We start from the raw sequence: 24,920 nt of genomic DNA, 5'->3' as shown, positions 1-24,920 counted from the left end.
AAGCAGTGGGCGAATAGGGCGGCCACCGCTCTTCATTCCAGATCGCTATGGAACCGATAAGCGGACGCAGTCAGGGCTGCTAAGGGTGGATCTCGGAAGCTAAAGCAGTAAGCTGAGTGGATGTCCTCTCGGAAACCACGGCTGGTCGCCCTGTCGGTAGTTGTCGGCACCTTGCTGATCATGACAGGCGGGTGGTTCGCGCCACCGGGAAACGTCGTGTGTTCAGCTAGTTGATCAGGCGAAGGCCTATTCCGGCGCTCAAGTCCGTCGAGACAAAAACGGCGTGTGCCGAACATGCCGAGAAGATGGCTGGCTTTACGACATTGCTTTTGACCGGTGTTCGCAAGGCGACCAGCCCTACGCCGGTGTCAGACTTCCTTGAAGTCGTTCGCGCTTTTGAACGTCCAACCAGTGTAGAAGCCACGCCATCAAATCGGCTAAAGCGGCGTTGTCCCCGCCCCGTCGCCCTACCCCGCCCCGACCCGGTCCACCTCATTGGCCGAGCCCAGCACCACCGGCACGCGCTGGTGCAGCTTGGTCGGCTGGACGTCGAGGATCGGCGTCACCCCGTCGAGGGTGGACTTGCCGCCGGCCCGTTCGACGATCAGCGACATCGGATTGGCTTCGTAGAGCAGGCGCAGCTTGCCGGGCTTGTCGGGCTCGCGGGCGTCCCAAGGGTACATGAAGACGCCGCCGCGCATGGCGATACGGTGGACGTCGGCGACCATCGAGGCGACCCAGCGCATGTTGAAGTTCTTGCCGCGCGGACCGTCCTTGCCCGCCAGGCAGCCGTCGATATAGGCCCGCACCGGCGCCGCCCAATGGCGCTGGTTGGACATGTTGATGGCGAATTCGGCGGTGTCGGCCGGGATGGCGATGTCGGGATGGGTCAGGCGCCAGGCGCCGTCGGCATCGAGGGTGAAGCCTGCCACGCCGTCCGCCAGGGTCAGGACCAGCATGGTCTGGGGCCCATAGACCACATAGCCGGCCGCGACCTGGCGGCGGCCCGGCAGCAGGAAATCGGCCTCGGTCGGGACGCCGGCGGCCGGGGCCGGCAGGATCGAGAAGATCGTGCCGACCGAGACATTGACGTCGATATTGCTGGAGCCGTCCAGCGGATCGAAGGTGACCAAGAAGCCCCCTTCCCGCCCGGTGGTCTCGATCTCTTCCAGCTCTTCGGAGGCCAGGCCCGCCACGGCGGGGCAGGCCTTCAGGGCGTCGCGCAGGATGTCGTTGGTGATGATGTCGAGCTTCTTCTGCTCTTCATCCTGCACATTGATCTGGCCCGCCGCGCCCAGGCTGCCGGAGATGGCGCCCGAAGCGACGACCCGGCTGATCTGGACACAGGCCTGGGCGATCACCGCGACCACGTCCTTGACGGCGGCGTCGGCGGCGGGCTCGGCGGCCATGTGGCCGGCGAGATCGATCAGGGTGGTCATGCGGGAGCCTCGGACAGGTTCAGGATTCGCCTGACCATAGACGTTGCGTAGGGTCAGGCCAACGATCGCTGGGCCGTCAGGCGGGGACCCTGCGCTTCATCCGCACTTCGCGAACCGTTCCGGTCGACGAGTTCATCACCAGGGTGTGGGTGTGAACGCAGCCGTCCTTGTAGGTGACGCCTTCCAACAGATTGCCCCAGGTGACCCCGGTGGCGGCGAAGATCGCGTCGCCGCGGACGATGTCGTGCAGGTCGTACTTCTTGTCGAGCTCGGTAATGCCCCACTTGGCCGCGCGGGCCTTTTCGTCGGCATTGCGAAACAGCAACCGGCCCTGGAACTGGCCGCCGACGCATTTCAGCGCCGCGCAGGCCAGCACGCCCTCAGGCGCGCCGCCGGAGCCGACATAGAGGTCGATGCCGGTCGACGGATCGGTGGTGTTGATCACCCCCGCCACGTCGCCGTCGGTGATCAGATAGACCCGCGCTCCGACCGACCGCACGCTGGCGATGATCTCGGCGTGACGCGGCCGATCCAGAACGCAGACGGTGATCTGCTCGGGCGAGACGCCCTTGGCCGCCGCGATGGCCTTGACGTTGTCGGCCGGCGACTTGTCGAGATCGATCACTCCGGCCGGCAGGCCCGGGCCGCAGGCGATCTTGTCCATATAGGTGTCGGGGGCGTTGAGCAGGGTGCCCTTCGGGGCCCAGGCCATCACCGCCAGGGCGTTGGGCATGGCCTTGGCCGCCAGGGTGGTGCCTTCCAGCGGATCCAGGGCGATGTCGATGGCGGGGCCTTTGCCGGTGCCGACCTTCTCGCCGATGTAGAGCATCGGGGCTTCATCGCGCTCGCCCTCGCCGATGACGATCTCGCCGTCGATGGCCAGTTCGTTGAGGGCGTTGCGCATGGCGTCGACGGCGGCCTGGTCGGCGGCCATTTCATCGCCACGTCCGACCAGGGTCCAGGACGCGATGGCGGCGGCCTCCGTCACGCGGACCGCGTCCAGGACCAGCGAGCGGTCCAGGGTCTTCAAGCTCATCAATGTCTCCCAGCCTAACGGCCTTGTTTTCTGGCCGCTTTGCGCGGTTCTCAGATACGCGCGACGCGCAAAAGGCGGGGACGCTCTAGCACGGCGCGAAGTTTTTCGATGCGGCTAATCGCGTCCAGCAGGGCGGATTCGGGAGTCGCATGGGTAACGAGCACGATCGGCACCCCGCCCGCGCCTTCAACAGGCTTTTGCAGGAAGCTGTCGATGGAAACCCCGCACTCGGCCAGGGTCTCGGAGATGGCGGCGATGGCGCCCGGCTCGTCGCGCACCATGATCCGCAGATAGGCCTTGCCCACCGACTTGGCGGGGTCCACCGCCACGAACGGCTTCAGGGCCCCGGCCGGGGCCTGGAACACCGGGCGGCGCGCCAGGGTCATGACGTCGGCGATGTCGGCGGCCACCGCGGCGGCGGTCGGGCCGGCCCCGGCCCCAGGGCCCTGGATGAAGATCCGGCCGATCCGCTTGCCCTCGATGAACAGGGCGTTGAGCGCGCCGCCGGCCTGGGCCAGGGGGTGCTCCAGCGGCGTCAGGCTGGGATGGACCTTCACGGCCACGCCGACGTCGGTCTTGGCGGCGCTGGCCACCAGCTTGATCCGGTAGCCGAGATCCTTGGCCAGCTTGATGTCCAGCAGCTCGACCTCGCCGATGCCCTCGATCTCGGCGGCGGCGAAATTGGGCGCGCAGCCGAAGGCCAGGGCCGCCAGGATGGTGATCTTGTGGCCGGCGTCGAAGCCGCCGACGTCCATGGTCGGGTCGGCCTCGGCATAGCCCAGGGCCTGGGCCTCGCGCAGCACGTCGGCGAAGTCGCGGCCGGTGCGCTCCATCTCGCTGAGAATGAAGTTGCAGGTGCCGTTGAGGATGCCGGCCACGCCCACGACGTCGTCGCCGACCATGGCCTCGCGCAGCATCTTGACCGCCGGCGTGCCGCCCATCACGGCGGCCTCGAACAACAGCGGGGCGTCATTGGCCTCGGCCAGGGCGGCCAGCTCGGCCCCATGCTCGGCGATCAGGGCCTTGTTGGCGGTGACCACCGGCTTACCCAGGCGCAGGGCCGCCTCGACCGCCGCCTTGGCCGGACCGTCGGAGCCGCCGATCAGCTCGACGAAGATGTCGACCAGCGGGGACGAGGCCAGGGCCACCGGATCGTCGAACCAGGCCAGGCCGGAGATGTCGACCGAGCGCGGCCGCGACCGCGACCGGGCCGAGACGGCCGAGATCACGGCCCGACCGCCGGCCGGGGCGAAGCTGGGACGCTCGGCCAGGAACTGCAGCAATCCGCCGCCGACGGTGCCGAGGCCGGCGACGCCGATGCGCCAGGTTTTCTGGGTCATGTTCGTGTTCCTAAAGTCCTTGCCGAGACGTCCCGTTGGCGGGGGATCGCCTAGACCTGTTCAAAGCCGTTATGCGCCCGAGCCAGGATGGTGTCGGCGTTGGCGATGAACTTCTTGACGTTGCGGGCCGCCTGTTTGATGCGGTGCTCGTTTTCGACCAGGCCGATGCGCACATAGCCTTCGCCGTACTCGCCAAAGCCGATGCCCGGGGCGACGGCGACGCCGGCCTCCTCGATCAGCAGGCGCGAGAACAGCATCGATCCGGCCTCGCGATAGGGCTCGGGGATCTTGGCCCAGGCGAACATCGACGCCGGCGGACTGGGAATGTCCCAGCCGGCCCGGGCCATGGACGTCACCAGGGTGTCGCGGCGGCCCTTGTAGATGGCGCGGATCTCGTCGACGCAGTCCTGGGGACCGTTGAGGGCGGCGGCGGCGGCGACCTGAACCGGCGTATAGGCACCATAGTCCAGATAGGACTTCACCCTAGCCAGGGCGGCGCAGATGCGGGCGTTACCGACCACCATGCCGACCCGCCAGCCGGCCATGGCGTAGGTCTTGGACAGGGAATTGACCTCGACGGCGACATCCTTGGCGCCCTCGACCTGCAGGATCGACGGCGGCGGGTTGTTGTCGAAATAGATCTCGCCATAGGCCACGTCGCTGATCACCAGCAGGTCGTGCTTCTTGGCCAGGGCCACGGCGTCCTTGTAGAAATCCAGGTCCACCCACTGGGCGGTCGGATTGGACGGATAGGACAGGATCAGCACGCTGGGCGGCGGCACCGAGTGCTTCACCGCGCGGCTGATATTGGACAGATATTCCTCGGGCGACAGGGCCGGCACATGGCGGATCACCCCGCCGGCCATGATGAAGCCGAAGGCGTGGATCGGATAGGCCGGGTTCGGACAGATGATCACGTCGCCCGGCGCGGTCAGGGCCTGGGCCAGGTTGGCGAAGCCTTCCTTGGAGCCCAGGGTCGAGATCACCTCGGTGTCGGGGTTCAGCTTGACGCCGAAGCGGCGGTCATAATAGCCGGCCATCGCCTTGCGCAGGCCCGGAATGCCCTTGGACGCCGAATAGCGGCCGGCCTTGGGGTCGCGGGCCGTCTCGATCAGCTTGTCGACGATGTGCTTGGGCGTCGGCATGTCGGGATTGCCCATGCCGAAGTCGATGATGTCGGTGCCCTGGGCGCGCAGGCGCGCCTTGATGCGATTAACCTCCTCGAAGACGTAGGGCGGCAATCGGCGAATACGGTGGAAATCGGTCGTCATGACGGGGCTCAATGCGCCGCTTCGGCGCGTCCGGAGCGAATGTCGGGCATGGATAGACCCCGAGCGGGGCATAGCCAAGCCAGTTCAAGGAAGATTATGCCTCCGTCGCCCTATTGGGGCTTGGACGGAGGCGGGGTCGCTCGGCTACGCGCCGCCTTGGCGAAGGCTTCGGTCGCGGCGCGATCAGCGTCGGTCGGCATTTCGCTGGGCGGAACCTGGGCCTCGCGGCGGGCGCGGGCGGCGAACGCCTCGGTGCCGGTCAGGGTGAAGGTGTCGGCCGCCGTGTCGCGGGTCAGTTGCCGCCCGGCGGCCTGCTGGCCGGCCACCGCCTTGCGATACTCAGCCGGCTTGGGAACGTCGGTGGGCATCTCGGGGATGTCGGCGAAGGTCGGGCGACGCACCGAGTCTGCAGCCGTAGCATCGGCCTCCGCGGCGATCGGCGAGGCACGATCCGAAGGCGGCGGGGTGAAGGGACTGTCCACGCAACCGCACAGCAAACCGCCCACGCCGCCGAGCAGCGCGAGGAGTCTTACGAATTTGCGGGTTTCGCCGTTCATCTTGTCTCTGGTCTTATGCGATGATCGCGGCGAGTGAAAGGCCGTCAGCGCCCATACGGCGTCGCGATGGACCGATCCCCCGGGAGGAAGACGCATGGCCAAGACCGAATCCGCCCCCAAACCCCGCAAGAAGGCCGCGCCCAAGGCCAAACTCGCGGGCGATGCGGCGTCGACGGCCAAGGCCAAGCCCGGTCCCGACCCGACCCCGAAAGAGTCGCCCAAGGCCGACAAGGCCGCCGCGCCCGAATCACCGCCGTCTTTCCAGGCGTCCTTCCCACCCGCCTTTGGCGCCGCGTCCCCGTCCCTGGACACCTTCATCTCGCCCGAGCAGCGCCAGATGCTGGAAGCGCTGTCGAGCAACCTGGCCAAGGCCGCGGTCACCGCTCAGGGCGCGATCGCCGAGGCGGCCCTGCGTCAGGCCGATCGCCCCGCCGCCCTCAACCCCGACCCCTTCCATGTCGCGCCGGCCTTCAATCAGGTCATGACCAGCCTGGCGGCCCAACCCGATCGCCTGCTGCGCGCCCAGGCCGACCTGTTCTCGCGCTACATGGAGCTGTGGCAGAACGCGGCGCGGCGGGCGACCGGCGAGGCCTCGCAGCCCGTGGTCGCGCCGGCCAGCGGCGACAAGCGCTTCAACGACCCGGACTGGGCCAGCAACCCGATGTTCGACATGATGAAGCAGAGCTACCTGCTGTCGTCGAACTGGCTCAACAGCCTGGTGTCCAGCGTCGAGAACGTCGACCCGCAGGCCAAGCGCCGGGTCGAGTTCTTCACCAAGATGCTGACCGACGCCTTCTCGCCGTCGAATTTCCTGATCTCAAACCCCGCCGCCCTGCGCGAGGTCATGGAGACCAATGGCGAAAGCCTGGTCCGCGGCATGGCCAATTTCGCGGCCGATCTCGAGCGCGGCGGCGGCCAGCTGGCCATCAGCCAGACCGATCTGGCCAAGTTCAAGGTCGGCGAGAACGTCGCCACCGCCCCTGGCAAGGTCGTCTACCAGAACGACATCCTGCAACTGATCCAGTTCTCGCCCACCACCGCCCAGGTGCGCGAAATTCCCCTGCTGATCTTCCCGCCGTGGATCAACAAGTTCTACATCATGGACCTGCGGCCCGAGAATTCGATGATCCGCTGGCTGACCGGCCAGGGCTTCACCGTGTTCGTCGCCTCCTGGGTCAATCCCGACGAGCGCCTCGCGGCCAAGACCTTCGAGGATTACATGGTCGAGGGCGTCTATGACGCCACCCAGCAGGTCATGACCCAGTGCGGCGTCGACCGGGTCAATACTGTCGGCTACTGCATCGGCGGCACCCTTCTGGGCTGCACCCTGGCCCATATGGCGGCCAAGGGGGACCAGCGGATCCAGTCGGCCACCTTCTTCGCCGCCCAGCAGGACTTCGCCGAGGCTGGGGACCTGCTGCTGTTCACCGACGAGGCCTGGCTGAAGTCGATCGAGGAGCAGATGGACCAGGCCGGCGGCTTCCTGCCCAGCCAGTCGATGGCCGACACCTTCAACATGCTGCGCGGCAACGACCTGATCTGGTCGTTCTTCGTCAGCAACTACCTGATGGGCAAGGAGCCACGGCCGTTCGACCTGCTGTTCTGGAACGCCGACCAGACCCGCATGCCCAAGTCGCTGCACCTGTTCTATCTGCGCAATTTCTACAAGGACAACGCCCTGGCGACCGGCCATCTGACCCTGGGCGGCGTCAAGCTGGACCTGTCCAAGGTCAAGACCCCGATCTATGTCCAGTCGTCGAAGGACGACCACATCGCCCCGTTCCGCAGCGTCTATCGCGGCGCCAAGGCGTTCGGCGGCCCCACCACCTTCACCATGGCCGGCAGTGGCCACATCGCCGGGGTGATCAACCACCCGGACGCCAAGAAGTACCAGCACTGGACCAATGACCAGCTGCCGGCGGCGGTCGAGGACTGGATCGCCGGGGCGGTGGAGCATCCGGGCTCCTGGTGGCCGCACTGGGCCGCCTGGCTCAATGCCCGCTCAGGCGAGATGGTCCCGGCCCGGGATCCCACAGCGGGTCCGCTGAAGGCGACGGAGGACGCGCCCGGCAGCTATGTTCGGGTGCGGTCGCAGGATTAGCGAAAAGGCCCCTCGCCGATCGTCGTTCGCCCAAAACTCGCCAGGATCGTGGTTCAGCTTCCCCGCCCATGGGCACCTACGACCGCCGAACCGTTCTGAGTCTGTTGGCCGCCGCGCCGCTCGGCGCGGCCGGACCAGGGCTGGGCGAACGCCTGGCGGCGGCGGCGCGCCGTCAGCTGGGCGTCACCCGCGACTATGACGCCAGCTACCGGCGGATCGCCTATCCGAACGGCGATGTGCTGCGCTCCAGCGGCGTCTGCGCCGACGTGGTCGTGCGCGCGGCCCGCGACGCCTGGGGCGTCGATCTGCAGCGTCTGATCCACGAGGACATGCGGCGGGCCTTCGACGCCTATCCCTCGCGGCGCGCCTGGGGCCTGGTCGCGCCGGATCCCAATATCGATCACCGCCGGGTGCTGAATCTGGAGACCTACTGGACCCGGCGCGGGGCCCTGATTGAACGCGCGCCGCCCAAGGCCTGGGGCGACGGCTTCGCCCAGCCCTGCCTGGCCGGCGACATCCTGACCTGGCGGCTCAACGGCAAGCAGCCGCACATGGGCGTCGTTGTGGCGGGGCCGCGCGGCGTGCGCCTGGTGCACAATATCGGCTCTGGCGTCCAGGAACAGCCGCTGTGGATGTTCAAGCTGCACAAGCCGGTCGCCCACTATCGCTGGGCGCCGGGCCAGCCTTAAGGCCGCACCAGGTAGATCGGCCGCGGCCAGGACACCTTGTCCGACGACGGATAGACTCCCGATGGCTGCGCGCCCATGCGCGCGTAGAACGCCGCAGCGCTAGGATTGGCGCGGATTCTGACCTCGCCGGCTCCCAGCCCCCTCGCCCGCTCGACCATGTCGCCGAACAGGGCCCGCCCCAGGCCGCGGCCCTGGCGGTCGTTAGCCATGAAGAACAGGTCCAGCTCCCAGCCGATATCGTCATGGATCAAGGCGTAGAAGCCGGCCAGGCCCGCCGCGTCGTCCAGCACCCAGACCTGATCGTCGCCATTGAACCACCAGTCCCGGGCGAAGGTCTGGATCATCGCCTTCTCTTCGGGCCGGGCATAACCGTTGCTCTGCGCCATCATCGACCGCAGGGCGGGCAGATCAGCCTCGATCGCCCTTCGGATCAAAGACCAGCGCCTTCCTTCAAGCCCAGCATCAGGTTGAGGTTTTGCACGGCGGCCCCGGAGGCGCCCTTGCCCAGATTATCGAGCAGGGCCACCAGCCTCACCTGACCGCTGGTCTCGGAGCCGAACACGAAGATCTTGAGGCGATTGGTGTTGTTCAAACCCTCCGGATCCAGGGTGCCGATCGCCTTGGACTCGTCCAGGGACGCCACGTCGACGAACTTTTCACCCGCATAGTGCCGGGTCAGGGCGTCGTGGATCTCGGCCATGGAGACATTGCCGTTCAGCATGCCCAGATGCAGCGGCAGCTCCACCAGCATGCCCTGGTAGTAGCGGCCGACGGCGGGCGTGAAGATCGGCCGGGTCAGCAAGCCGCCGTGGGCCTGGATCTCGGGCAGATGCTTGTGGCCAAGACCCAGGGCGTAGATCCGATAAGGAACCCGGGTGAAGTTCGGCGCGCTCTCGTCCTCGAACTCGGCGATCATGGCCTTGCCGCCGCCGCTGTAGCCCGACACCGCGTTGAATGAGAGCGGCAGGTCAGGCGGCATGATGTCGGCGGTGACGAGCGGCCGGGTCAGGGCGATGGCGCCGGTGGCGTAGCAGCCCGGATTCGAGACCCGACTGGACGCGGCCACGCGGCCGCGCTGGGTCTCGTCCATTTCCGGAAAGCCATAGGTCCAGCCGGGCGTGGTGCGGTGCGCCGTCGAGGCGTCGATCACCTTGACCGCCGGATTGGTGATCAGGGCCACGGCCTCGACCGCGGCCTCGTCCGGCAGGCACAGAATCACCGCGTCGGCGTCATTGAGCATGGCGGCGCGCGCGGCCGGATCCTTGCGCCGGTCGGGATCGATCGACACCAGTTGCAGGTCGTTGCGCGGCAGGAGCCGCTCACGGATCTGCAGGCCCGTGGTGCCCGCCTCGCCGTCGATGAAAACCTTCGGGGTCATGAAGACCTCCTGCCCAGACACCAGAACATGCGGCCCGCCTTGATCAATCCGCGCGCCCAGGCCACGCGCTTAACATCCCGGGCCCTTAGGTCAAAACGGTCAAAGCCCCTGATCGAGTCAGGCATGATCGGGAATGTCGTCCAGGTCATAGTCCTCGGTCCAGAGACGACCGAGCTGTTCGTCGCGCTCGGCCGGCAGGAAGGTGTTGCGCCCGCCGCCGGTATAGGGCGTCAATTCGCCGATCTTCGGGCCTTGGTCGGTCACGTAGAAATCAACCCGCAGGGCCCTGAACCCCTGGCAGGCGCGCTCGGCGATCTCGACAAGTTGGGCCCGGACCGCGTCGCCGATCGGCAGATCCGTCGACCTCAGTTTCCCCGTCGCCAGGTCCAGCCGCCGCCCATCGAGCCTGTACCAGCCGCCCACGCGGCCCTCATCGCCCTTCTGGCCCGTCGCGGTCATGATCATCTTGGCCTTGCCGCCGAAGGTATAGACCTGCACCTCGACCAAGGCGTCGCCGACCTGTGGCCGCAGAAGCGGCTCGATCAGCACGCGCCGGGGCAGATTGAGATAGGCCCATTCCTTGGAGAATTCGAAGAAGTCGCGCGCCAGCCACCCCTTGACCTGGGCCAGCACCTCGGCAGGGTCGTGCGCGGCCTTGTCCTCGATGACCAGGCACTGACCCGACCCGTGGCTGGCCTTGATCACGAAGGAGTCCGGCAGCGACGCCCAGTCGACATCCTCCGCCCGATCCCAGTGGTGCAGCAGCGGCACGACCAGATCGGGGCCCACCCGGTCTCGCAGAAAGCCACGCAGGGCGAACTTGTCGCAGATGATCTTCAGATTGGGATCCCGGCCATAGATGATCCAGCGCAGCATATGGTCATTGAAGGTCCGTGGACGGAATATCTCCGGCTTCCGCTCCAACTTCGCTTCATAATAGTGACTGAGGTGCTTTCCCGACGTCGCCCCCAGCCAGGTGCTCAGGATGCGGCGCTCGCCGGGGTTCAGGGCCCGGGCCTCGGCGAGGACCTCGACGGCCTCATCAAAGGCCGCGGCCCAAAAGAAGGCCGTCCCTATGAGCGCCTTGCGCGGCGCGTCGAACGCCAATGCACGGGCCTGTCGAATCCAGACAAGCGCCTGATCGCGCTGTCCCGCCCGCAGGGCGATGGCGCCGAGCAGCCGCGTGGGCGCGAACGCGTTGGGCTCGCGCCGAAGCATATCCATGCAGGCGGCCTGAGCCCCGGCCCCGTCGCCGGCCTCGAACAGCGCCAGAGCGGCGCGATAGCGTTCCTCCGCGACCTCGACCGGCGATCGCTCGGCCTCCGCTACTTGGTTCAAGGGCTTTCCCCACTCATGGCGCGCTCGGTATGTCGAGCAACTCAAAATCACCATCCCACAGGCGGCCCAGTTGCGCATCGCGTTCACGCGGAAGGAACAGGGTTCTGCCGGCCCCGGCATAGGGGGTGAGTTCTCCGATCAGCAGGCCCCGGCGGGTCAGGTAGAAATCAACGCGCAGGTGCGAGACCTCCGCCGCGACCTTCTCGGCGACGGAGATCAGACAGTCCTGGGTCAGGCGATCAATGGGAAGGACGTCCAGCCGGGTATCTTGCGTCTCGATCATCAGCGGCCTGAGCTCACGCGTGCACCACACGCCCCGGCGCTCCGGAGTCTTCTTCGCGCCCGTCCAGGGGCGAATGAGCCCGACGCGGCCGCCGAAGACATGCACGTGCACCTCAACCAGGGGCTCCCCCTCGGGCGGCTGTAAGATCGGTTCGACAAGGATGTGTCGCGGCAGTCCGACATATCCCCATTCCAGCACGCTCTGTCCAAAGTCGATCTCGAGCCAACCCCTGGCTTGCCGGAGAATCGCGTCGCGATCACAGGCCGCCTTGTCGAGCACCACCCTGTGCTGCCCCGACGCGTGGCTGGACTTGATCACGAAGCTGTCGGGCAAGGTCGCCCAGTCGATGTCCTCGGCCCGGCTCCAGACGCCGATCAGCGGAACATTATGGGCCTCACCGACCCGTTCCCGGATGAAGTCCCGAACCGCGATCTTGTCGCACAGCGTCTTCAGGATCGGGCTGCGGTCGTGAATGATCCTGTGCAGGATCCGCTCATTGTAGGTGCTCGGCCTGGCGAGGTTGGGCGGCGCGCCCAGCTTCCGGGCGTGGGCGGCGCTGAGGCGCGGCATGATGATCGCCTTTTCCCGAAGACCCGCGAGGCCAGGCGCATCGGGCTGGATCGCCGAGGCCGCGTCGAGCGACGCCTGGGCCCGAACAATGGCGCCGGACCATAGATGGCGCCGGGCCTCAAGCAGCAGAGCCGCCACGGCGCCCTGATGGGGATCATCAGCAGCAGGGGGACCTTTGGAGGGTTCAGTGTTGGTCGCCATCCCCCAGCCCTATCGCACGGCCTTGTCGGCGTAACGGGGGATGTCGAGCAATTCGAAATCACCGGACCACAGCCGGCCGAGTTGCGCGTCCCGCTCTGGCGGCTTCAGCAGGGCTCGCCCGCCCCCAACATAGGGGGTGAGTTCGCCGATCTTGAGACCGTCTCGGGTGAGATAGAAATCAACGCGTAGGTGCGAAAACGAAGCTGCGACCTTTTCGGCGACGGCGACAAGCGTGTCGCGGATCGATAGCTCGATAGCCACCTGCTCAGTCCGCGCATCGTCGGCCTCGATCTCCAAGGGCCGCAGGTCGCGTGTGCACCAAACACCCCGGCGCTCCGGGGTCTTCTTGGCGCCGGTCCAGGGCCGGATGATCCCCACCCGACCGCCGAAAACATGCACGTGAACCTCAATCAAGGGCTCCCCGTCCGGCGGCTGCAGAATGGGCTCAACAATGAGTCGCCGAGGAAGGCCGATATAGCCCCATTCATACACTCGCCGGCCGAAGTCACGCCGCAACCAGCTTTCAGCCTCCTGAAGGATGGCCGCGCGATCACAGGTCGACTTGTCGCGCACCATCACATACTGGCCCGAGGCATGGCTGGGCTTGATGACGAAGCTGTCCGGCAAGACGGCCCAATCGATGTCCTCGGCGCGCGCCCAGACACCGGCTATCGGGACATTATAGCCGTCTCCGACCTTCGCCTTGATGAAGTCCCGGACCGCGACCTTGTCGCAGAGGGTCTTCAGGATCGGGCTGCGGTCGTGAATGATCCTGTGCAGGATCCGCTCATTGTAGGTGCTGGGGTTCACCAGATTGGGGCGCCGGCCCAGCTTCTTCTCGTGGGCGTCGCTCAGCCCGGCGCTGAAGATCGCCTGCTCCCGGAGCTTTAGAAGGTCATCCGATCCGGGCTCGATCGCCAAGGCCGCTTCGAACGCGATCTGGGCCTGATAATAGGCGCCGGCCTGAAGATGAGCCTTGCCCTCGAGTCTCAGCGCCTCAACATCAGTCTGTGGGCCGCCGCCGATCGTGGTTTGATCGTTGGACTGTCCGCCATCGGTCACCAAGCACACCTCGGATTTCAAAATCTGAGCCTAGCGTCGCAGCCCGCGCGCCCGACGGGCAAGAAAAAAGCGGCCGCCGTTGCCGGCGACCGCTCTTGTCTTGGTCGTGTTCGACGAAAGCTTAGCGCTTCGAGAACTGGAAGCTACGACGGGCCTTGGCCTTGCCGTACTTCTTACGCTCGACCACGCGGCTGTCGCGCGTCAGGAAGCCGTGCGGCTTCAGGACGGGACGCAGCGAGGGCTCATAATAGGTCAGAGCCTTGGACAGGCCGTGGCGCACGGCGCCGGCCTGGCCCGAGAGGCCCGAGCCTTCAACGGTGACGACGACGTCGAACTGGCCCAGGCGGTCGGTGACCTGCAGGGGCTGGGCGATCATCATGCGCAGAACCGGACGGGCGAAGTAAACTTCCTGGTCGCGGCCGTTGATGGTGATTGTGCCCTTGCCGGGCTTGATCCAAACGCGAGCGATCGCGTTCTTGCGCTTGCCGGTCGCATAGGCGCGGCCTTGGGCGTCGATCTTCTGGACGGCCGGAGCGGCCGCTTCGGGGTTGCTGGACAGGCTGGCCAGCGCGTCAAAGCCTTGAGCTTCGGACATGACTTAGGCGCTCCGGGTGTTTTTGGCGTTGCGCGAAGCGAAGTCGATCGCTTCCGGGCTCTGCGCTTGGTGCGGGTGCTCACCGTTGTTGTAGATGAGCAGGTGCGTCATTTGCTTGCGGGCCAAGGGGCTTTCCTTGGGCAGCATGCGCTCGACGGCCTTTTCGAGGACGCGTTCCGGGAAGCGGCCTTCCAGCAGCTTGCGCGGGTTGGTCGACTTAACGCCGCCCGGGTGACCGGTGTGGCGATAGTAGATCTTGTCGTCCATCTTCTTGCCGGTGAACTTCACCTTGTCGGCGTTGATCACGACGACGAAGTCGCCGCAGTCGACGTTCGGGGTGTAGTCGGGCCGGTGCTTGCCGCGAAGGCGCATCGCGATGAACGTCGCCAGACGACCGACAACGGCGTTCTGGGCGTCGACCACGATCCACTTCTTCTCGACCTCGGCGGGCTTCAGGGAAGCCGTGGTCTTTTGCATGGGATTGATCCGTATTCCTTGTGCGTCGGGAGCCCAGGAAGAGGATCCGTCTGCGTGAGGGGCGGCAGGTACAGGAGCGATCCGCGCCTGTCAACAATGCGCGCGCGGAAAATCTCGCAAACCGTTACCGGACAAGGGTTTGCGGAATGTGGTATTATAATACCGCTTCGCCGCCCTCACCCGTTCGACCCCTAGGGCCGCCGCACGCGCCAGGCAAAGGCGGTGACCACCGCCAACAAGACCGCGGCGCCGGCCTGGTGCAGGACGCCCAGGGTCACCGGCACGCCCGCCATCAGGGTCCAGACGCCCATGGCCGCCTGCAGGGTGACGACGCCCGTCAGGACAAAGGCTAGAACCCTCGCCTGGGCCGGCATGCGCCGAGACCGCGCCGCCATGACCGAGATGACGATCGCGGCGATGAACACCGCATAGGCGGCCAGCCGATGGTGTAGCTGCACCGCGCCCTGGCTGTGGGCGATCGTGCCCCACAAGTTCCGGCCGGCATATTCGGCCGGAACGAGAGATCCGTTCATCAGGGGCCAGTCGGTATAGACCAGGCCCGCGTCATTGCCGGCCACCAGGGCGCCCAGCAGGCTCTGGAAGAACACCGCGCCCAGGAAGGCCAGGGCCCAGCCGCGCCAGGGCGTGCGCTCTTCGACGCGCGGCGAACCGGCCCAGGCGTCCAGGGCGGTCCAGACCAGGGCCACCAGCAGGGCCAGGGCCAGGCCCAGATGGGTCATCAGGCGCTCGGGCGCGACCGAAACCCGCTCGGCCAGGCCGCTGGAGACCATCCACCACCCCACCAGCCCTGCAGACCGCCCAGGCCCAGAAGAGCCGTGCAGCGCCAGATGAGACGGCGCGGAATCATGCGGCGGACCAGGAAGAAGGCGAACGGCAGGGCGAAGGCGACGCCGACCAGTCGGCCCAGCAGGCGATGGCCCCACTCCCACCAGTAGATGCCCTTGAAGGCCTGGAGGGTCATGTCGGGATTGACCAGCCGGTACTGCGGGATCTGCTGGTAGAGCGCGAATTCGTCGCGCCAGGCGGCGTCCGACATTGGCGGCAGGGCCCCGCTGATCGGCTTCCACTGGGTGATCGACAGGCCGGAATCGGTCAGGCGGGTCGCGCCGCCGACCACCACCATGGCCAGAACCAGGGCGGCCACGATGAACAGCCAGATGGCCACGGGGCGGGAACGATCGGAACGCAGGAAAGACGTCATGGCACCGTAAGAAACGACTGCTGAGAGGCCTAAATGGGGCGACGAACCCCTACGCCTGTGCAGCCTTGGCGTCCATCTCCGATGACGCTGCGCGCTGAGCATGGCATGGTGGCCATGGACCGAGTTGGCGGAGATCCGGAGACAGCATGAGCGGCGTCGGCGTCTTCATGGCCGTGGTGGTCGGAATCCTGGCCGGCTGGGTGGCCGACCTGGTGCTCGCGCGACGGCACGGGCTGTTCACCCGGTTGCTGATCGGGTGGTCGGCGCCTTCATCGGCGCGTTTGTCGCCCAGAGGCTGCAGATCCCGTTCGACGGCTTTTTCGGCAGTCTTCTGGTGTCGAGCCTCGGCGCGACCTTTTTCCTGGCCGTGCTCGGCCTGTTTCGGAGACCCGCATGACTGATCCCGTCGCCCCTGCCCGCCTGATTCCCGCTCGCCTGCGCAAGCTGATCGGCGGCCTGGGCATCATGGTCTTCCTGGGGGTCTATGTCTGGGGCGCCGTCAGCCTCTACGATCTGCTGCCCGACAACCGCGCGGTGCAGCTGGTCTATTTCGCCCTGGCCGGCCTGGGCTGGGGCCTGCCGCTGCTGCCGCTGATGTCGTGGATGGGCAAGGCCGACAAGCCGATCTGAACCCTCGGCCCTCGGGCCCGGAATCGAAAAAGGCCGCCCACTGGGCGGCCTTTCCGTTCTTCCGTTTATTCCCTTTCGGAAATGGTCGGAGCGACAGGATTTGAACCTGCGACCCCTTGACCCCCAGTCAAGTGCGCTACCAGGCTGCGCCACGCTCCGACGGAAGAGGCGCCCTTATAGGCGCCGCCCCCCGCTTGGGCAATCGGAATCCTGAGCGATTTCCCGCAAGGCTCAAACGCCCCGCAGAAGCCCGTCCAGCCGGGCCTTGATACGGGCCAGATCGTCGAGCGCCTGGGTCAGCCGATCACGGGCGTCATCGGTCAGATCGTGGGCGACGCGCGGCGCCTCGACGTCGTCGATCAGCGCGTCGAGCCGGCCCGAACCGTTCGAGCCCAGGCCCGCGGCGATCACATGGGTCAGGCCCTGTTCGCGGTGGAGCTTCTGCACGCCCTTGATGGTGTAGCCCTCGGCGTGCAGCAGGGCGCGCACGCCGTTGAGCACGGCGATGTCCTGCGGCCGATAGAACCGCCGGCCGCCGGCCCGTTTCATCGGGCGAATGAAAGAGAACTTGGTTTCCCAGAACCGCAGGACATGCTGCGGCACGCCCAGCTCGTCAGCGGCCTCGGAGATCGTGCGGAAGGCGTTGGGTCCCTTCGCCACCGCAAATGGTCCCTAGCCGCCCAGGGCGCGGTCGATCCGCGCCTTCATGACCTGCGAGGCGCGGAAGCCGATCACCCGGCGGGGCTCGATCTCGGCCGGCTCGCCGGTCTTGGGATTTCGGCCCATGCGGGCGCGCTTGTCGCGAACCTGGAAGACGCCGAATCCCGACAGCTTGACGGTCTCGCCGCGCTCGAGCGCCTCGGCGACAAGGTCCAGCGTGCGCTCGACCAGTCCGGCGCAGTCCTGACGGGTCAGGCCGACTTCCTCGTGGACCGCTTCGCAAAGATCGGCCCGGGTCAATGTCGCGCCTTTCATGACGCCCCCTTACGCTATGATCGAAAACCCCGGCGCGCGTCCGACAGGGCGAAGCCCAAGCTCAGGACGCGCAATCTCAACAACTCAAGCCTGCATGCCGCGATTATCGCATGGAGTCAAAGGCTGAGCGGCAAGACTTCAACCCCGTCGGCAAGGTTCGCCCGTAAGCGCGCCTAAAGCCGCAACACACAGGCGCCCCAGGTCAGGCCGCCGCCCATCGCTTCCAGCAACAAGAGCTGACCGGGCTTGATTCGGCCATCGGCGATTCCCTGGGCGAAGGCCAAGGGAATCGAGGCCGCCGAGGTGTTGGCGTGAGTGGCCACGGTGGAAATCACCTTGTGCTCGTCCAGGCCGACCCGATGGGCCACCCCCGCCAGGATGCGCTGGTTGGCCTGGTGCGGAATGAACCAGTCGACATCGGCGATCTGGATGTCGGCGGCCTTGGCCGCGGCATGGATCGCCTCGGAGATGTTGATCACGGCGTGCTTGAAGACCTGGTTGCCCAGCATGCGCAGCTTGCCGACCGTGCCCGTGGTCGAGGGACCGCCGTCGACATAGAGCAGCTCCTGCTTGGTCCCGTCGGCGCGCAGGGCGAAGCCGAGCAGGCCGCGATCCGCCGTCGTCCCCTCGCCTTCCATGGGCTCGAGCACCACCGCGCCGGCGCCGTCGCCGAACAGCACGCAGGTTCCGCGGTCGGACCAGTCCATCAGGCGGGTCATGGCCTCGGCCCCGATCACCAGGGCGCACTTGGCGTGGCCGCGCGCCACGAAGCCGTCGGCGACGCTGAGGCATAGACAAAGCCCGAGCACACCGCCTGGATATCGAAGGCGATCCCGACCGGCGCGCCCAGCTTGCGCTGAACGATCGTCGCCGTGGCCGGAAAGGTCATGTCGGGCGTCGTGGTGGCGACAATGATCAGGTCGACGTCGGCCGCGGTCTTGCCCGCGCGTTCGAGCGCCTGCTTGGCCGCCTCGAAGGCCAGGTCCGAGACCGGCTGCCCCTCGGCGACCTGATGGCGCTGGCGAATGCCCGTCCGCTCGACAATCCATTCGTCGCTGGTGTCGACCGTTTCGGCCAGTTCGGCGTTGGTCACGATCTTTTCGGGAAGATAGGCGCCGACTCCGGTGACGACGCTACGCACTACGCTCACTCGACGTCTCCTTCAGGGCCGCGCCCGGTCCAGCGTCCGCGGCGACCGCCACGGTTCGAGGGGCGACGGCGGTCAGGCGCTTCAGATTCCGCTCGATCTCGGCGGTGAAATCGCTACGGGCCAGATCCGTGGCCACCCGGATCGCGGAGGCGTAGCCCCGGGCGTCCGCGCCGCCGTGGCTCTTGACCACGATGCCGTTGAGACCCAGCAGCGGCCCGCCATTGACACGGCCCGGATCGAGGCGGGCGCGCATCTTCTTCAGGGCTCCCGAGGCGATCAGCGCCCCCAGCATGGCCAGGGGGCCGGAGGTCAGGGCCGCCTTGATCTCGCCCGAGAAGAATCGCGCCAGCCCCTCGGCGGTCTTCAGCGCGACATTGCCGGTGAAGCCGTCGGTGACCACCACATCGACCGTGCCGTAGGCGATGTCCGTGCCTTCCACAAAGCCGCGATAGTCGAAATCCAGCTGGGTTTCGCGCAGGATGGCGTGGGCTTCGCGAACTTCCTCATGGCCCTTTTCGTCTTCCGAGCCGACGTTGAGCAGACCCACGGTCGGCCGGGTGGAGCCATGGACCGCACGGTGGAACGCCGCGCCCATGATCGCGAACTCGACCAGTTGAGCCGCGTCGCTCTGCACGTTCGCGCCCACATCGAGCACGGCCGAGACGCCCTTCATGTTCGGCCAGCTGGCCACGATCGCCGGGCGCTCCAGGCCCGCGCCCATGCGCAGGATCAGCTTGGAGATCGCCATCAGGGCCCCGGTATTGCCCGCCGAGACGCAGGCCTGGGCCTCGCCGTCGCGCAGCGCCTCGACGGTGTTCCAGAGGCTTGAGCCCTTGCCCCGCCGCATGGCCTGGGCGGGCTTGCAGTCCATGGCGATGGACTTGTCGGTATGGCGCACCGAGCAGACGGCGCGGGCGGCCGGCGCGCGCGCCAGTTCGGCGTTGATCAGGGCCTCGTCGCCATGCAGCAGGAAGCGCACGTCCGGCAGGCTCGCGGTCGCGATGGCGACGGCCGGCACGATCACGGACGGTCCATGGTCGCCGCCCATCGCGTCGATCGAAATGACAATTGGTTCAGGCACGAGGCGCTATCGGCTCCGGAGGCGGCGACCCGCCCGTTCAAGGCGCGCGGACGATACATCCGCACCATTATCACGCAAACAGGCCAGACGAGGCATCTCAGCCCGGCTCATTGTCCGGCTTCAGACGCTTGAGGGCGGCGAAGGGCGACAGCTCGACAGGCTCGGGCGGGGCCACGAACACCGCGCCAGGCTTGCGTGGAAAGGGATCCAGCTCGAGCGCCAGATGCTCGATCACATAGCCGGACACGTCGATGGCGTCGCTTTCGAGAATGTCGGGCGGATCGTCGCCCTCTGGATCGAGGCCCAGCTCGCCGCCTTCGTCCTGGGGGCGGAGCTGCTGTCAGCCGGAATCACATGAACGCTGAACCGCGATTCGATCGGTTCCTCGAACTCGTCGGCGCTGACGCTGCACGTCTGGACGACGCGGGCGCGGATCAGGCCGGAAATTTCGGCGCCGTCCATCCATGAGCGCAGGAAAACGTCGGCTTCCAGGCTCTCGATCGACACCAGACCCAGGGTCTTGGCGATCTCGGCGCGAGCCGCCGTGTCGAGGTCGAAGTGCAGATCGATGTCGCCGCGATCAACCCGACCAAGCTTGACGACACAGGGCCAGGGATCATTCACGCCTTCGGCCATTCAACTTCTCCATTCAGCAGGTCGGCCAGGGCCTGGTCCGCCAGCGCCGAGCGCGCGGCGATCACATAACGCGTAAGGCCTTCCAAGTCGCCCACGCCCCGTTCCTCAAGCGCCGTTCGGGCCAGGACATCGGCGAGCGCCGCCTGGTCGGGCAACAGCTTGACGGCCTCGTCAAAGGCCTTGAGCCGGCCATAGAAGGCGCCGGCCAGCTTCTTCATCTTCTTGCCAACCGCCGTGTCGGACACGCCGATTTCGCGGAAAGCGTCGTCCAGGCCCCGCACATAGGCGTCGAAGGTCGCCTGCGAGGTCTCATCGGCGGCGTCGCCGTGGCCCTTCAATCGCTCGAGCAACAGCACCACGTGCAGCGTGAACAGCTCGAACCGGCCTTCCAGCGAGTCGCGCACCCCAAATTGAGCGTACAGGGGCGCTGAGCGGGCCTGAGCCCCCGCCGAGGCGTAGAGTTTCGCCCCCGCCGCCTTGGCGGGCCTGGGTTTCAGCAAACGATCCAGAATCATTCATCGCCTCGATTTCGCCGCGACACCGATCTAGAAAGCCTTTCGATCAACGCGGGCCATTGAACTAAGCCCGCGCGGACGATAGGTCAAAGTCAGCCTTTTCCGGTCCCGGAGCCTTCATGTTTCGTCCTGCTGTCCTCGCCGTCGCTATCATCGGCTTCGCCGCCGTTGCGGGGGCGTGCACGCCACTGACGAGCTACTCCGGCTTTCAGGCCATCGAGGCCCGTCCAGCCGACATGAAAGTCGGCGAAGACACCAAGTCGACGGTCATGGAAAAGCTCGGCTCGCCCTCCACCACGTCGACCTTCGACACCAATGCCTGGTACTACATCTCCCAGACCACCGACCGGGTCGCCTTCTACAAGCCGCGGGTCATCAAGCGCGACGTCGTGGCCGTCAAGTTCGACCCGGTCGACGAAAAGGTCGCCTCGGTCAACACCTACACCCTGCGCGACGGCAAGGTGATCGCCTACAACGGCCGCGAGACGCCGACCCGCGGTCGCGAGATGACCATCCTCGAACAGCTGTTGGGCAATGTCGGTCGCGGCGGCATGTTGCCGCAGGACGACGAAGGCGTGCCCGGCAGCCGTCCCGGCGACCGCCGCTAGCCCCGGAAAAGCGGCTAGATGTCGGGATTCCGATATTTAGCGTGCTGATTTAGCGAAACTATTTATCGCCGCCGGTCAACGTTTCCGCAACCACCGTCGCCCTAGCCTTCATCCGTGGCCGGTCAGCACCGTTGCGGACCGCGTGAGGGAGGCGAGCCTTGAGCGCGCTGGATCTGCAACCGCTTTCGGTGCTCATCGTCGACGATAGCGCCCCGATGCGCGAGATCCTCGGCACGATCTTCAAGTCCGCCGGCATCCGCAAGATCCACGAGGCGGCCGACGGCATCGCGGCGCTGAAGGTCGTCAGCCAGCACGAGATCGACATCATCTTCACGGACCTGATGATGCAGCCGGTCGACGGCCTGGCCTTCATCCGCTGGATCCGAACCTCGCCCGCCAGTCCCTGCCCGTTCGCGCCGATCATCATGATCACCGGTCACGCCACCCAGCGCAGCCTCAATGACGCCCGTATGGCCGGAGTCACCGAGTTCCTGGCCAAGCCGCTGACGGCGCGCGGCGTGATGCACCGGATCAACGAGGTGATCAACAATCCGCGCGATTTCGTGCGGGTCGCCGACTATTTCGGGCCCTGCAGGCGGCGACGTATCGACCATGAATATGCCGGTCACGAACGACGCCAGGGTCAAGGCGAGCCGCTGTCCGATGAACAGTTCGAGCCCGAGGACTGCTACTGACGCAACTCATCGTCCGGCGAACGGCCAGACCAGGGCGATCAGGGACGGCGCCACCACCAGGATCATCAGGGTCAGGGGCGCTCCAAGCCGCGCATAGTCGCTGAATCTGTAGCCGCCGGGGGCCAGGACCAGGGTGTTGCACTGATGGCCGATGGGGGTGAGGAAATCACACCCCGCGCCCACGGCCACGGCCATCAGGAACGGGTCGGGACTCAGGCCCAGACGTTGGGCCAGGCTCAATCCGATCGGCGCGACGATCAGCACTGTGGCGGCGTTGTTGAGGAACGGAGTCGCCGCCATCGCCACCGCCATCATCGCGGTCAGGGTGACCAGAGGCGGCAGGCCATGAAAGGCGCCCGACAGCCAGCCGGCGATCAGGTCTGTGCCGCCGCTGGCCTGGACCGTGTCACTGACCGGAATCAGGGCCGCCACCAGGATCAGGACTGGACCTTCCAGGGCGGCATAGGCCTCGCGCATGCGCAGGGCGCCGCTGGCGATGACCAGGACCGCCGCCCCGAAGAAGCCGGCCGCCACCGGGATGACGCCAAAAGCGACCAGCACCATCGCCGCGGCCAGGATGCCCGCGGGCAGCAGGGCGTGCCGCACGCCGCCCAGCCGCACCTCGCGCTCGGCCAAGGGCAGGCAGCCCAGGGCCTGAAGGGCGCCGGGCAGCTGTTGCTCCGACCCCTGCAGCACCAGGATGTCGCCGGCCCGCAGCCGCGCCGTGGCCAGGCGACCCGACATCCGATAGCCACTGCGGCTGACGCCGAGCAGATTGACGCCATAGGTGACGTTCAGCGCCACGGATCGCGCGGTCTGGCCGATCAGATCCGAGTCGCCGCCGATCACCGCCTCGACCACCCGCACCTCGTCGGTCGGCTCCTCCATGACGATCGGCCGTTCGGCGTCGCTGAGCTTGAGCTTGGCCTTGACGATCAGTTCGTTGAGCTCCTGGTGCTCGCCTTCCAGCAACAGCACGTCGCCAGGCAGGATCTTGCGATTGGGATGCGGCGTGGCCATCCGCTGCCGGCCACGTAGCAAGGCCACGACATGGACCGCGCCGCCGGCGGCGGCCTGCAGATCCGCGACCCGCGACTGTTCGAAGGCCCAGGCCTCGGGGATCTCGACCTCGGTGACATAGGCGTTGGCCGCCAGGGCCGCGTCGACATCGATCGCCGCGACGCGGGTCTTGGGCAGAAGCCTGTAGGCAAAGGCCAGATAGACCACCACCAGCACCGCCAGCGTCCCGCCCACCGGCATGAAGTCGAACATCGTGAAGGGCTTGCCCAGGGCCTCGTTGCGAACCTCGGAAACGATGATGTTGGGCGAGGTGCCGACCAGCACGGCCAGGCCCCCGGCCAGCGACCCGAAGGCCATCGGCATCAGCAGGCGGCCGGGCGAGACGCCCGTGCGGCGGGCGATCTGCAGGGCCGACGGCATCATCAGGGCCAGAGCTCCGACATTCTTGGTGACCATCGACAGCAGCGTGGTCACCCCAACCAGCACCGGGGCCTGAGACCGCTCATCCTTCAGGTGCGGCAGCAGCGGGCTCATCAGCATGTCGACCAGACCTGAACGGGCGATGGCGGCGCTCAGGATCAGAGCGCTGGCGATGATGATGACGATGTCGTTGGAGAAGCCGTCGAAGGCGGACTTGATCGGGATCAGGCCAAGGGCGATCCCTGCCGCCAGGGCGCCCAGCGCCACCAGATCATAGCGCCAACGGCCCCAGATGAAGCACAGCACCGTGGCGCCGATCAGACCGAAAGACAGACCTTGTTGCAGGTTCACGCGACCCCTCGAAACACCGGGCTTGATCAAGCTTGGCCCGGTGACCTGAACGACCGAGGGACAGTTCCGTTCAACCGCCTGGCCATCACGATGAACCCTCGGCAACGGTGGGCTCCGGGAACATTCAGGTCGCGACAAGCTTAGTGCTTTTATCAGGTCGCCCTCCCCGGCAGCCACGAGTTTCCGAAAGGCGTACCCCATGAAGCGTTTCCTGCTCCCCCTGACCGCCCTCGTCGCCCTCTCGGCCGCGCCCCTCGCCGCCCAAGCCGCGCCATGGCAGTCGGTCAACCAGCGCCAGGCCAATCTGGACCGTCGGATCGATCAGGGCGTTCGCAGCGGCGAACTGACCCGCCCCGAAGCCCTGCGCCTGCGCGGCGAGTTTCGGACCCTTGGCCGGCTCGAGAGCCAGTACCGCCGCAGCGGCGGCGGCCTGTCGATGCAGGAGCGTCGCGATCTTGACCGCCGCTTCGATCGCCTGAGCCACAGCATCCAGGCCCAGAAGCATGACCGCCAGGATCGGGATCATCGCCGCGGCTAAGACCCCGCCTCGACGGACCCGGAATCGAAAACGCCCCGGAGGTTTCCCTCCGGGGCGTCGTCGTGTCGGCCTTCGGCTGGATCAGCCGTGGGCCAGGATCGCCAGCAGCAGCAGGGCCACGATGTTGGTGATCTTGATCATCGGGTTCACGGCGGGACCCGAGGTGTCCTTGTAGGGGTCGCCGACGGTGTCGCCGGTCACGGCGGCCTTGTGCGCCTCCGAACCCTTGGTGTGCAGGACGCCGTCCTTGTCGGTGAAGCCTTCCTCGATCACCTTCTTGGCGTTGTCCCAGGCGCCGCCGCCGCTGGTCATCGAGATGGCGACGAACAGGCCGGTGACGATCACGCCCATCAGCATGGCGCCGAGCGAGGCGAAGGCCTCGACCTTGCCGGCGATGGCCTGGATCACGAAGAACAGCACCACCGGCGAAACCACCGGCAGCAGGCTGGGCACGATCATTTCGCGGATCGCGGCCTTGGTCAGGATGTCGACCGCCTTGCCGTACTCGGGCTTGACCTCATAGGTCATGATGCCGGGGTTCTCGCGGAACTGGCGACGCACCTCGGCCACCACGGCCTCGGCCGCCCGGCCCACGGCCGTCATCGACATGCCGCCGAACAGGAAGGGCAGCAGCCCGCCGAACAGCAGCCCGACCACGACATAGGGGTTGGACAGGTCGAAGGTCACTGGACCCATGCCTTCGAAGAAGCTGCCCGGCGCGGCGTTGCCGAGAAGAACTTCA

Annotated in this window: 26 protein-coding genes, 1 tRNA gene and 3 pseudogenes; 7 read left to right on the top strand and 23 right to left on the bottom strand. The window is 66.8% G+C overall.

From position 1 onward, the window contains the following. Positions 1–467: 467 nt before the first annotated feature. The 5 genes from CSW58_RS00355 to CSW58_RS00335 form a co-directional block, all read right to left on the bottom strand. On the bottom strand, positions 468–1,439 hold the full coding sequence (locus CSW58_RS00355) for a class 1 fructose-bisphosphatase (RefSeq protein ID WP_099445863.1): 972 nt from the start codon (positions 1,437–1,439) through the stop codon (positions 468–470). A gap of 76 nt (positions 1,440–1,515) precedes the next feature. Further along, the gene (gene glpX / locus CSW58_RS00350) at positions 1,516–2,475 is read right to left on the bottom strand and encodes a class II fructose-bisphosphatase (protein ID WP_099445862.1); all 960 of its coding nucleotides are present in this window, start codon (positions 2,473–2,475) and stop codon (positions 1,516–1,518) included. Positions 2,476–2,525: 50 nt separating this feature from the next. Further along, positions 2,526–3,815: a homoserine dehydrogenase gene (locus CSW58_RS00345; RefSeq protein WP_099445861.1), complete on the bottom strand. Its 1,290-nt coding sequence runs from the start codon at positions 3,813–3,815 to the stop codon at positions 2,526–2,528. 50 nt (positions 3,816–3,865) lie between these two features. Further along, positions 3,866–5,086, bottom strand: a complete 1,221-nt coding sequence (locus CSW58_RS00340) for an LL-diaminopimelate aminotransferase (RefSeq protein WP_099445860.1) — start codon at positions 5,084–5,086, stop codon at positions 3,866–3,868. 110 nt (positions 5,087–5,196) lie between these two features. Next, positions 5,197–5,643, bottom strand: coding sequence for a hypothetical protein (locus tag CSW58_RS00335; RefSeq protein ID WP_099445859.1), 447 nt, complete (start codon positions 5,641–5,643; stop codon positions 5,197–5,199). 94 nt (positions 5,644–5,737) lie between these two features. Here CSW58_RS00335 and phaC point away from each other — a divergent pair, with 94 nt between their 5' ends. Further along, on the top strand, positions 5,738–7,744 hold the full coding sequence (gene phaC / locus CSW58_RS00330; protein WP_201721539.1) for a class I poly(R)-hydroxyalkanoic acid synthase: 2,007 nt from the start codon (positions 5,738–5,740) through the stop codon (positions 7,742–7,744). Positions 7,745–7,812: 68 nt separating this feature from the next. After that, on the top strand, positions 7,813–8,433 hold the full coding sequence (locus CSW58_RS00325; RefSeq protein WP_099445858.1) for a DUF1287 domain-containing protein: 621 nt from the start codon (positions 7,813–7,815) through the stop codon (positions 8,431–8,433). Here the strand turns inward: CSW58_RS00325 and CSW58_RS00320 are convergent. From CSW58_RS00320 to CSW58_RS00285, 8 genes and pseudogenes are all read right to left on the bottom strand, one after another. Further along, on the bottom strand, positions 8,430–8,819 hold the full coding sequence (locus CSW58_RS00320; protein WP_161494524.1) for a GNAT family N-acetyltransferase: 390 nt from the start codon (positions 8,817–8,819) through the stop codon (positions 8,430–8,432). The two genes, CSW58_RS00325 and CSW58_RS00320, sit on opposite strands and share 4 nt — an antisense overlap. 44 nt (positions 8,820–8,863) lie before the next feature. Next, positions 8,864–9,811 carry an N-acetyl-gamma-glutamyl-phosphate reductase gene (gene argC, locus CSW58_RS00315; protein WP_099445864.1) on the bottom strand — a complete coding sequence of 316 codons (948 nt, stop codon included), beginning with the start codon at positions 9,809–9,811 and terminating at the stop codon, positions 8,864–8,866. 117 nt (positions 9,812–9,928) lie between these two features. After that, a complete protein-coding gene (locus CSW58_RS00310) occupies positions 9,929–11,149 on the bottom strand; it encodes an ATP-grasp fold amidoligase family protein (protein WP_161494523.1) in 1,221 nt (406 codons plus the stop codon). Between the two features lie 13 nt (positions 11,150–11,162). Beyond that, positions 11,163–12,002 (bottom strand): ATP-grasp fold amidoligase family protein, encoded by an 840-nt coding sequence (locus CSW58_RS00305; protein WP_161494522.1) that lies wholly within the window; start codon positions 12,000–12,002, stop codon positions 11,163–11,165. A gap of 210 nt (positions 12,003–12,212) precedes the next feature. Beyond that, positions 12,213–13,265 carry an ATP-grasp fold amidoligase family protein gene (locus tag CSW58_RS00300; protein ID WP_161494521.1) on the bottom strand — a complete coding sequence of 351 codons (1,053 nt, stop codon included), beginning with the start codon at positions 13,263–13,265 and terminating at the stop codon, positions 12,213–12,215. 121 nt (positions 13,266–13,386) lie between these two features. Beyond that, entirely contained in the window at positions 13,387–13,860 is a 474-nt protein-coding gene (gene rpsI / locus CSW58_RS00295) for a 30S ribosomal protein S9 (RefSeq protein ID WP_099445853.1), read from the bottom strand. Between the two features lie 3 nt (positions 13,861–13,863). After that, entirely contained in the window at positions 13,864–14,337 is a 474-nt protein-coding gene (gene rplM / locus CSW58_RS00290; RefSeq protein ID WP_099445852.1) for a 50S ribosomal protein L13, read from the bottom strand. A gap of 191 nt (positions 14,338–14,528) precedes the next feature. Beyond that, positions 14,529–15,559, bottom strand: a pseudogene (locus tag CSW58_RS00285) (COX15/CtaA family protein). Between the two features lie 146 nt (positions 15,560–15,705). On the opposite strand from CSW58_RS00285, the pseudogene CSW58_RS00280 reads away from it, so the two are divergent. Both CSW58_RS00280 and CSW58_RS00275 read left to right on the top strand, forming a co-directional pair. Beyond that, positions 15,706–15,956, top strand: a pseudogene (locus CSW58_RS00280) (GlsB/YeaQ/YmgE family stress response membrane protein). Beyond that, a complete protein-coding gene (locus tag CSW58_RS00275) occupies positions 15,953–16,189 on the top strand; it encodes a DUF2842 domain-containing protein (RefSeq protein ID WP_099445851.1) in 237 nt (78 codons plus the stop codon). Before CSW58_RS00280 ends, CSW58_RS00275 begins: the two are co-directional and overlap by 4 nt. A gap of 82 nt (positions 16,190–16,271) precedes the next feature. Here CSW58_RS00275 and CSW58_RS00270 read toward each other — a convergent pair. The 8 genes and pseudogenes from CSW58_RS00270 to CSW58_RS00240 all read right to left on the bottom strand — a co-directional run bounded on the left by CSW58_RS00270 (position 16,272) and on the right by CSW58_RS00240 (position 20,546). Next, positions 16,272–16,348, bottom strand: a tRNA-Pro gene (locus tag CSW58_RS00270). 72 nt (positions 16,349–16,420) lie between these two features. Further along, a complete protein-coding gene (locus CSW58_RS00265; protein WP_099445850.1) occupies positions 16,421–16,849 on the bottom strand; it encodes a MerR family transcriptional regulator in 429 nt (142 codons plus the stop codon). Between the two features lie 12 nt (positions 16,850–16,861). Next, the gene (locus CSW58_RS00260) at positions 16,862–17,164 is read right to left on the bottom strand and encodes an integration host factor subunit alpha (RefSeq protein WP_007667198.1); all 303 of its coding nucleotides are present in this window, start codon (positions 17,162–17,164) and stop codon (positions 16,862–16,864) included. 173 nt (positions 17,165–17,337) lie between these two features. Further along, positions 17,338–18,314 (bottom strand): annotated as a pseudogene (locus CSW58_RS00255) (beta-ketoacyl-ACP synthase III). After that, complete coding sequence (plsX, locus tag CSW58_RS00250; RefSeq protein ID WP_099445849.1) at positions 18,298–19,395, bottom strand: phosphate acyltransferase PlsX; 1,098 nt, start codon at positions 19,393–19,395, stop codon at positions 18,298–18,300. The pseudogene CSW58_RS00255 and the gene plsX overlap by 17 nt, the downstream one beginning before the upstream one ends. A 97-nt stretch (positions 19,396–19,492) precedes the next feature. Continuing rightward, complete coding sequence (locus tag CSW58_RS14515; RefSeq protein WP_236627552.1) at positions 19,493–19,642, bottom strand: hypothetical protein; 150 nt, start codon at positions 19,640–19,642, stop codon at positions 19,493–19,495. After that, positions 19,627–20,031: a DUF177 domain-containing protein gene (locus tag CSW58_RS00245; RefSeq protein ID WP_236627551.1), complete on the bottom strand. Its 405-nt coding sequence runs from the start codon at positions 20,029–20,031 to the stop codon at positions 19,627–19,629. Before CSW58_RS00245 ends, CSW58_RS14515 begins: the two co-directional genes overlap by 16 nt. Further along, positions 20,016–20,546: a ubiquinol-cytochrome C chaperone family protein gene (locus tag CSW58_RS00240; protein WP_099445848.1), complete on the bottom strand. Its 531-nt coding sequence runs from the start codon at positions 20,544–20,546 to the stop codon at positions 20,016–20,018. The genes CSW58_RS00245 and CSW58_RS00240 overlap by 16 nt, the downstream gene beginning before the upstream one ends. Positions 20,547–20,665: 119 nt before the next feature. Between CSW58_RS00240 and CSW58_RS00235 the strand changes: the two genes are divergently transcribed. Both CSW58_RS00235 and CSW58_RS00230 read left to right on the top strand, forming a co-directional pair. Beyond that, positions 20,666–21,154, top strand: coding sequence for an outer membrane protein assembly factor BamE (locus CSW58_RS00235; RefSeq protein ID WP_099445847.1), 489 nt, complete (start codon positions 20,666–20,668; stop codon positions 21,152–21,154). A 158-nt stretch (positions 21,155–21,312) separates the two neighbouring features. After that, positions 21,313–21,849, top strand: coding sequence for a PleD family two-component system response regulator (locus CSW58_RS00230; protein WP_099445846.1), 537 nt, complete (start codon positions 21,313–21,315; stop codon positions 21,847–21,849). 6 nt (positions 21,850–21,855) lie between these two features. On the opposite strand, the gene CSW58_RS00225 is transcribed toward CSW58_RS00230, so the two are convergent. Further along, the gene (locus CSW58_RS00225) at positions 21,856–23,640 is read right to left on the bottom strand and encodes an SLC13 family permease (protein ID WP_099445845.1); all 1,785 of its coding nucleotides are present in this window, start codon (positions 23,638–23,640) and stop codon (positions 21,856–21,858) included. A 199-nt stretch (positions 23,641–23,839) separates the two neighbouring features. On the opposite strand from CSW58_RS00225, the gene CSW58_RS00220 reads away from it, so the two are divergent. Beyond that, positions 23,840–24,178, top strand: coding sequence for a hypothetical protein (locus tag CSW58_RS00220; RefSeq protein ID WP_099445844.1), 339 nt, complete (start codon positions 23,840–23,842; stop codon positions 24,176–24,178). Between the two features lie 81 nt (positions 24,179–24,259). Here CSW58_RS00220 and CSW58_RS00215 read toward each other — a convergent pair. Beyond that, positions 24,260–24,920, bottom strand: a 661-nt coding sequence (locus CSW58_RS00215; RefSeq protein ID WP_201721538.1) for a sodium/proton-translocating pyrophosphatase, incomplete at its 5' end; no start/stop codon positions are given.

Source organism: Caulobacter sp. B11 (genome assembly GCF_002737765.1).
Taxonomy (GTDB): domain Bacteria; phylum Pseudomonadota; class Alphaproteobacteria; order Caulobacterales; family Caulobacteraceae; genus Caulobacter.
This window is presented reverse-complemented; position numbering and strand designations above follow the sequence as displayed.

What these genes read in the sequence shown, in the direction of transcription:
- CSW58_RS00355 (WP_099445863.1), bottom strand. Translation starts at nt 1,439, where the DNA reads ATGACCACCCTGATCGATCTCGCCGGCCACATGGCCGCCGAGCCCGCC.
- glpX (WP_099445862.1), bottom strand. Translation starts at nt 2,475, where the DNA reads ATGAGCTTGAAGACCCTGGACCGCTCGCTGGTCCTGGACGCGGTCCGC.
- CSW58_RS00345 (WP_099445861.1), bottom strand. Translation starts at nt 3,815, where the DNA reads ATGACCCAGAAAACCTGGCGCATCGGCGTCGCCGGCCTCGGCACCGTC.
- CSW58_RS00340 (WP_099445860.1), bottom strand. Translation starts at nt 5,086, where the DNA reads ATGACGACCGATTTCCACCGTATTCGCCGATTGCCGCCCTACGTCTTC.
- CSW58_RS00335 (WP_099445859.1), bottom strand. Translation starts at nt 5,643, where the DNA reads ATGAACGGCGAAACCCGCAAATTCGTAAGACTCCTCGCGCTGCTCGGC.
- phaC (WP_201721539.1), top strand. Translation starts at nt 5,738, where the DNA reads ATGGCCAAGACCGAATCCGCCCCCAAACCCCGCAAGAAGGCCGCGCCC.
- CSW58_RS00325 (WP_099445858.1), top strand. Translation starts at nt 7,813, where the DNA reads ATGGGCACCTACGACCGCCGAACCGTTCTGAGTCTGTTGGCCGCCGCG.
- CSW58_RS00320 (WP_161494524.1), bottom strand. Translation starts at nt 8,819, where the DNA reads ATGGCGCAGAGCAACGGTTATGCCCGGCCCGAAGAGAAGGCGATGATC.
- argC (WP_099445864.1), bottom strand. Translation starts at nt 9,811, where the DNA reads ATGACCCCGAAGGTTTTCATCGACGGCGAGGCGGGCACCACGGGCCTG.
- CSW58_RS00305 (WP_161494522.1), bottom strand. Translation starts at nt 12,002, where the DNA reads ATGCCGCGCCTCAGCGCCGCCCACGCCCGGAAGCTGGGCGCGCCGCCC.
- rpsI (WP_099445853.1), bottom strand. Translation starts at nt 13,860, where the DNA reads ATGTCCGAAGCTCAAGGCTTTGACGCGCTGGCCAGCCTGTCCAGCAAC.
- rplM (WP_099445852.1), bottom strand. Translation starts at nt 14,337, where the DNA reads ATGCAAAAGACCACGGCTTCCCTGAAGCCCGCCGAGGTCGAGAAGAAG.
- CSW58_RS00275 (WP_099445851.1), top strand. Translation starts at nt 15,953, where the DNA reads ATGACTGATCCCGTCGCCCCTGCCCGCCTGATTCCCGCTCGCCTGCGC.
- CSW58_RS00260 (WP_007667198.1), bottom strand. Translation starts at nt 17,164, where the DNA reads ATGAAAGGCGCGACATTGACCCGGGCCGATCTTTGCGAAGCGGTCCAC.
- CSW58_RS00245 (WP_236627551.1), bottom strand. Translation starts at nt 20,031, where the DNA reads ATGGCCGAAGGCGTGAATGATCCCTGGCCCTGTGTCGTCAAGCTTGGT.
- CSW58_RS00240 (WP_099445848.1), bottom strand. Translation starts at nt 20,546, where the DNA reads ATGATTCTGGATCGTTTGCTGAAACCCAGGCCCGCCAAGGCGGCGGGG.
- CSW58_RS00235 (WP_099445847.1), top strand. Translation starts at nt 20,666, where the DNA reads ATGTTTCGTCCTGCTGTCCTCGCCGTCGCTATCATCGGCTTCGCCGCC.
- CSW58_RS00220 (WP_099445844.1), top strand. Translation starts at nt 23,840, where the DNA reads ATGAAGCGTTTCCTGCTCCCCCTGACCGCCCTCGTCGCCCTCTCGGCC.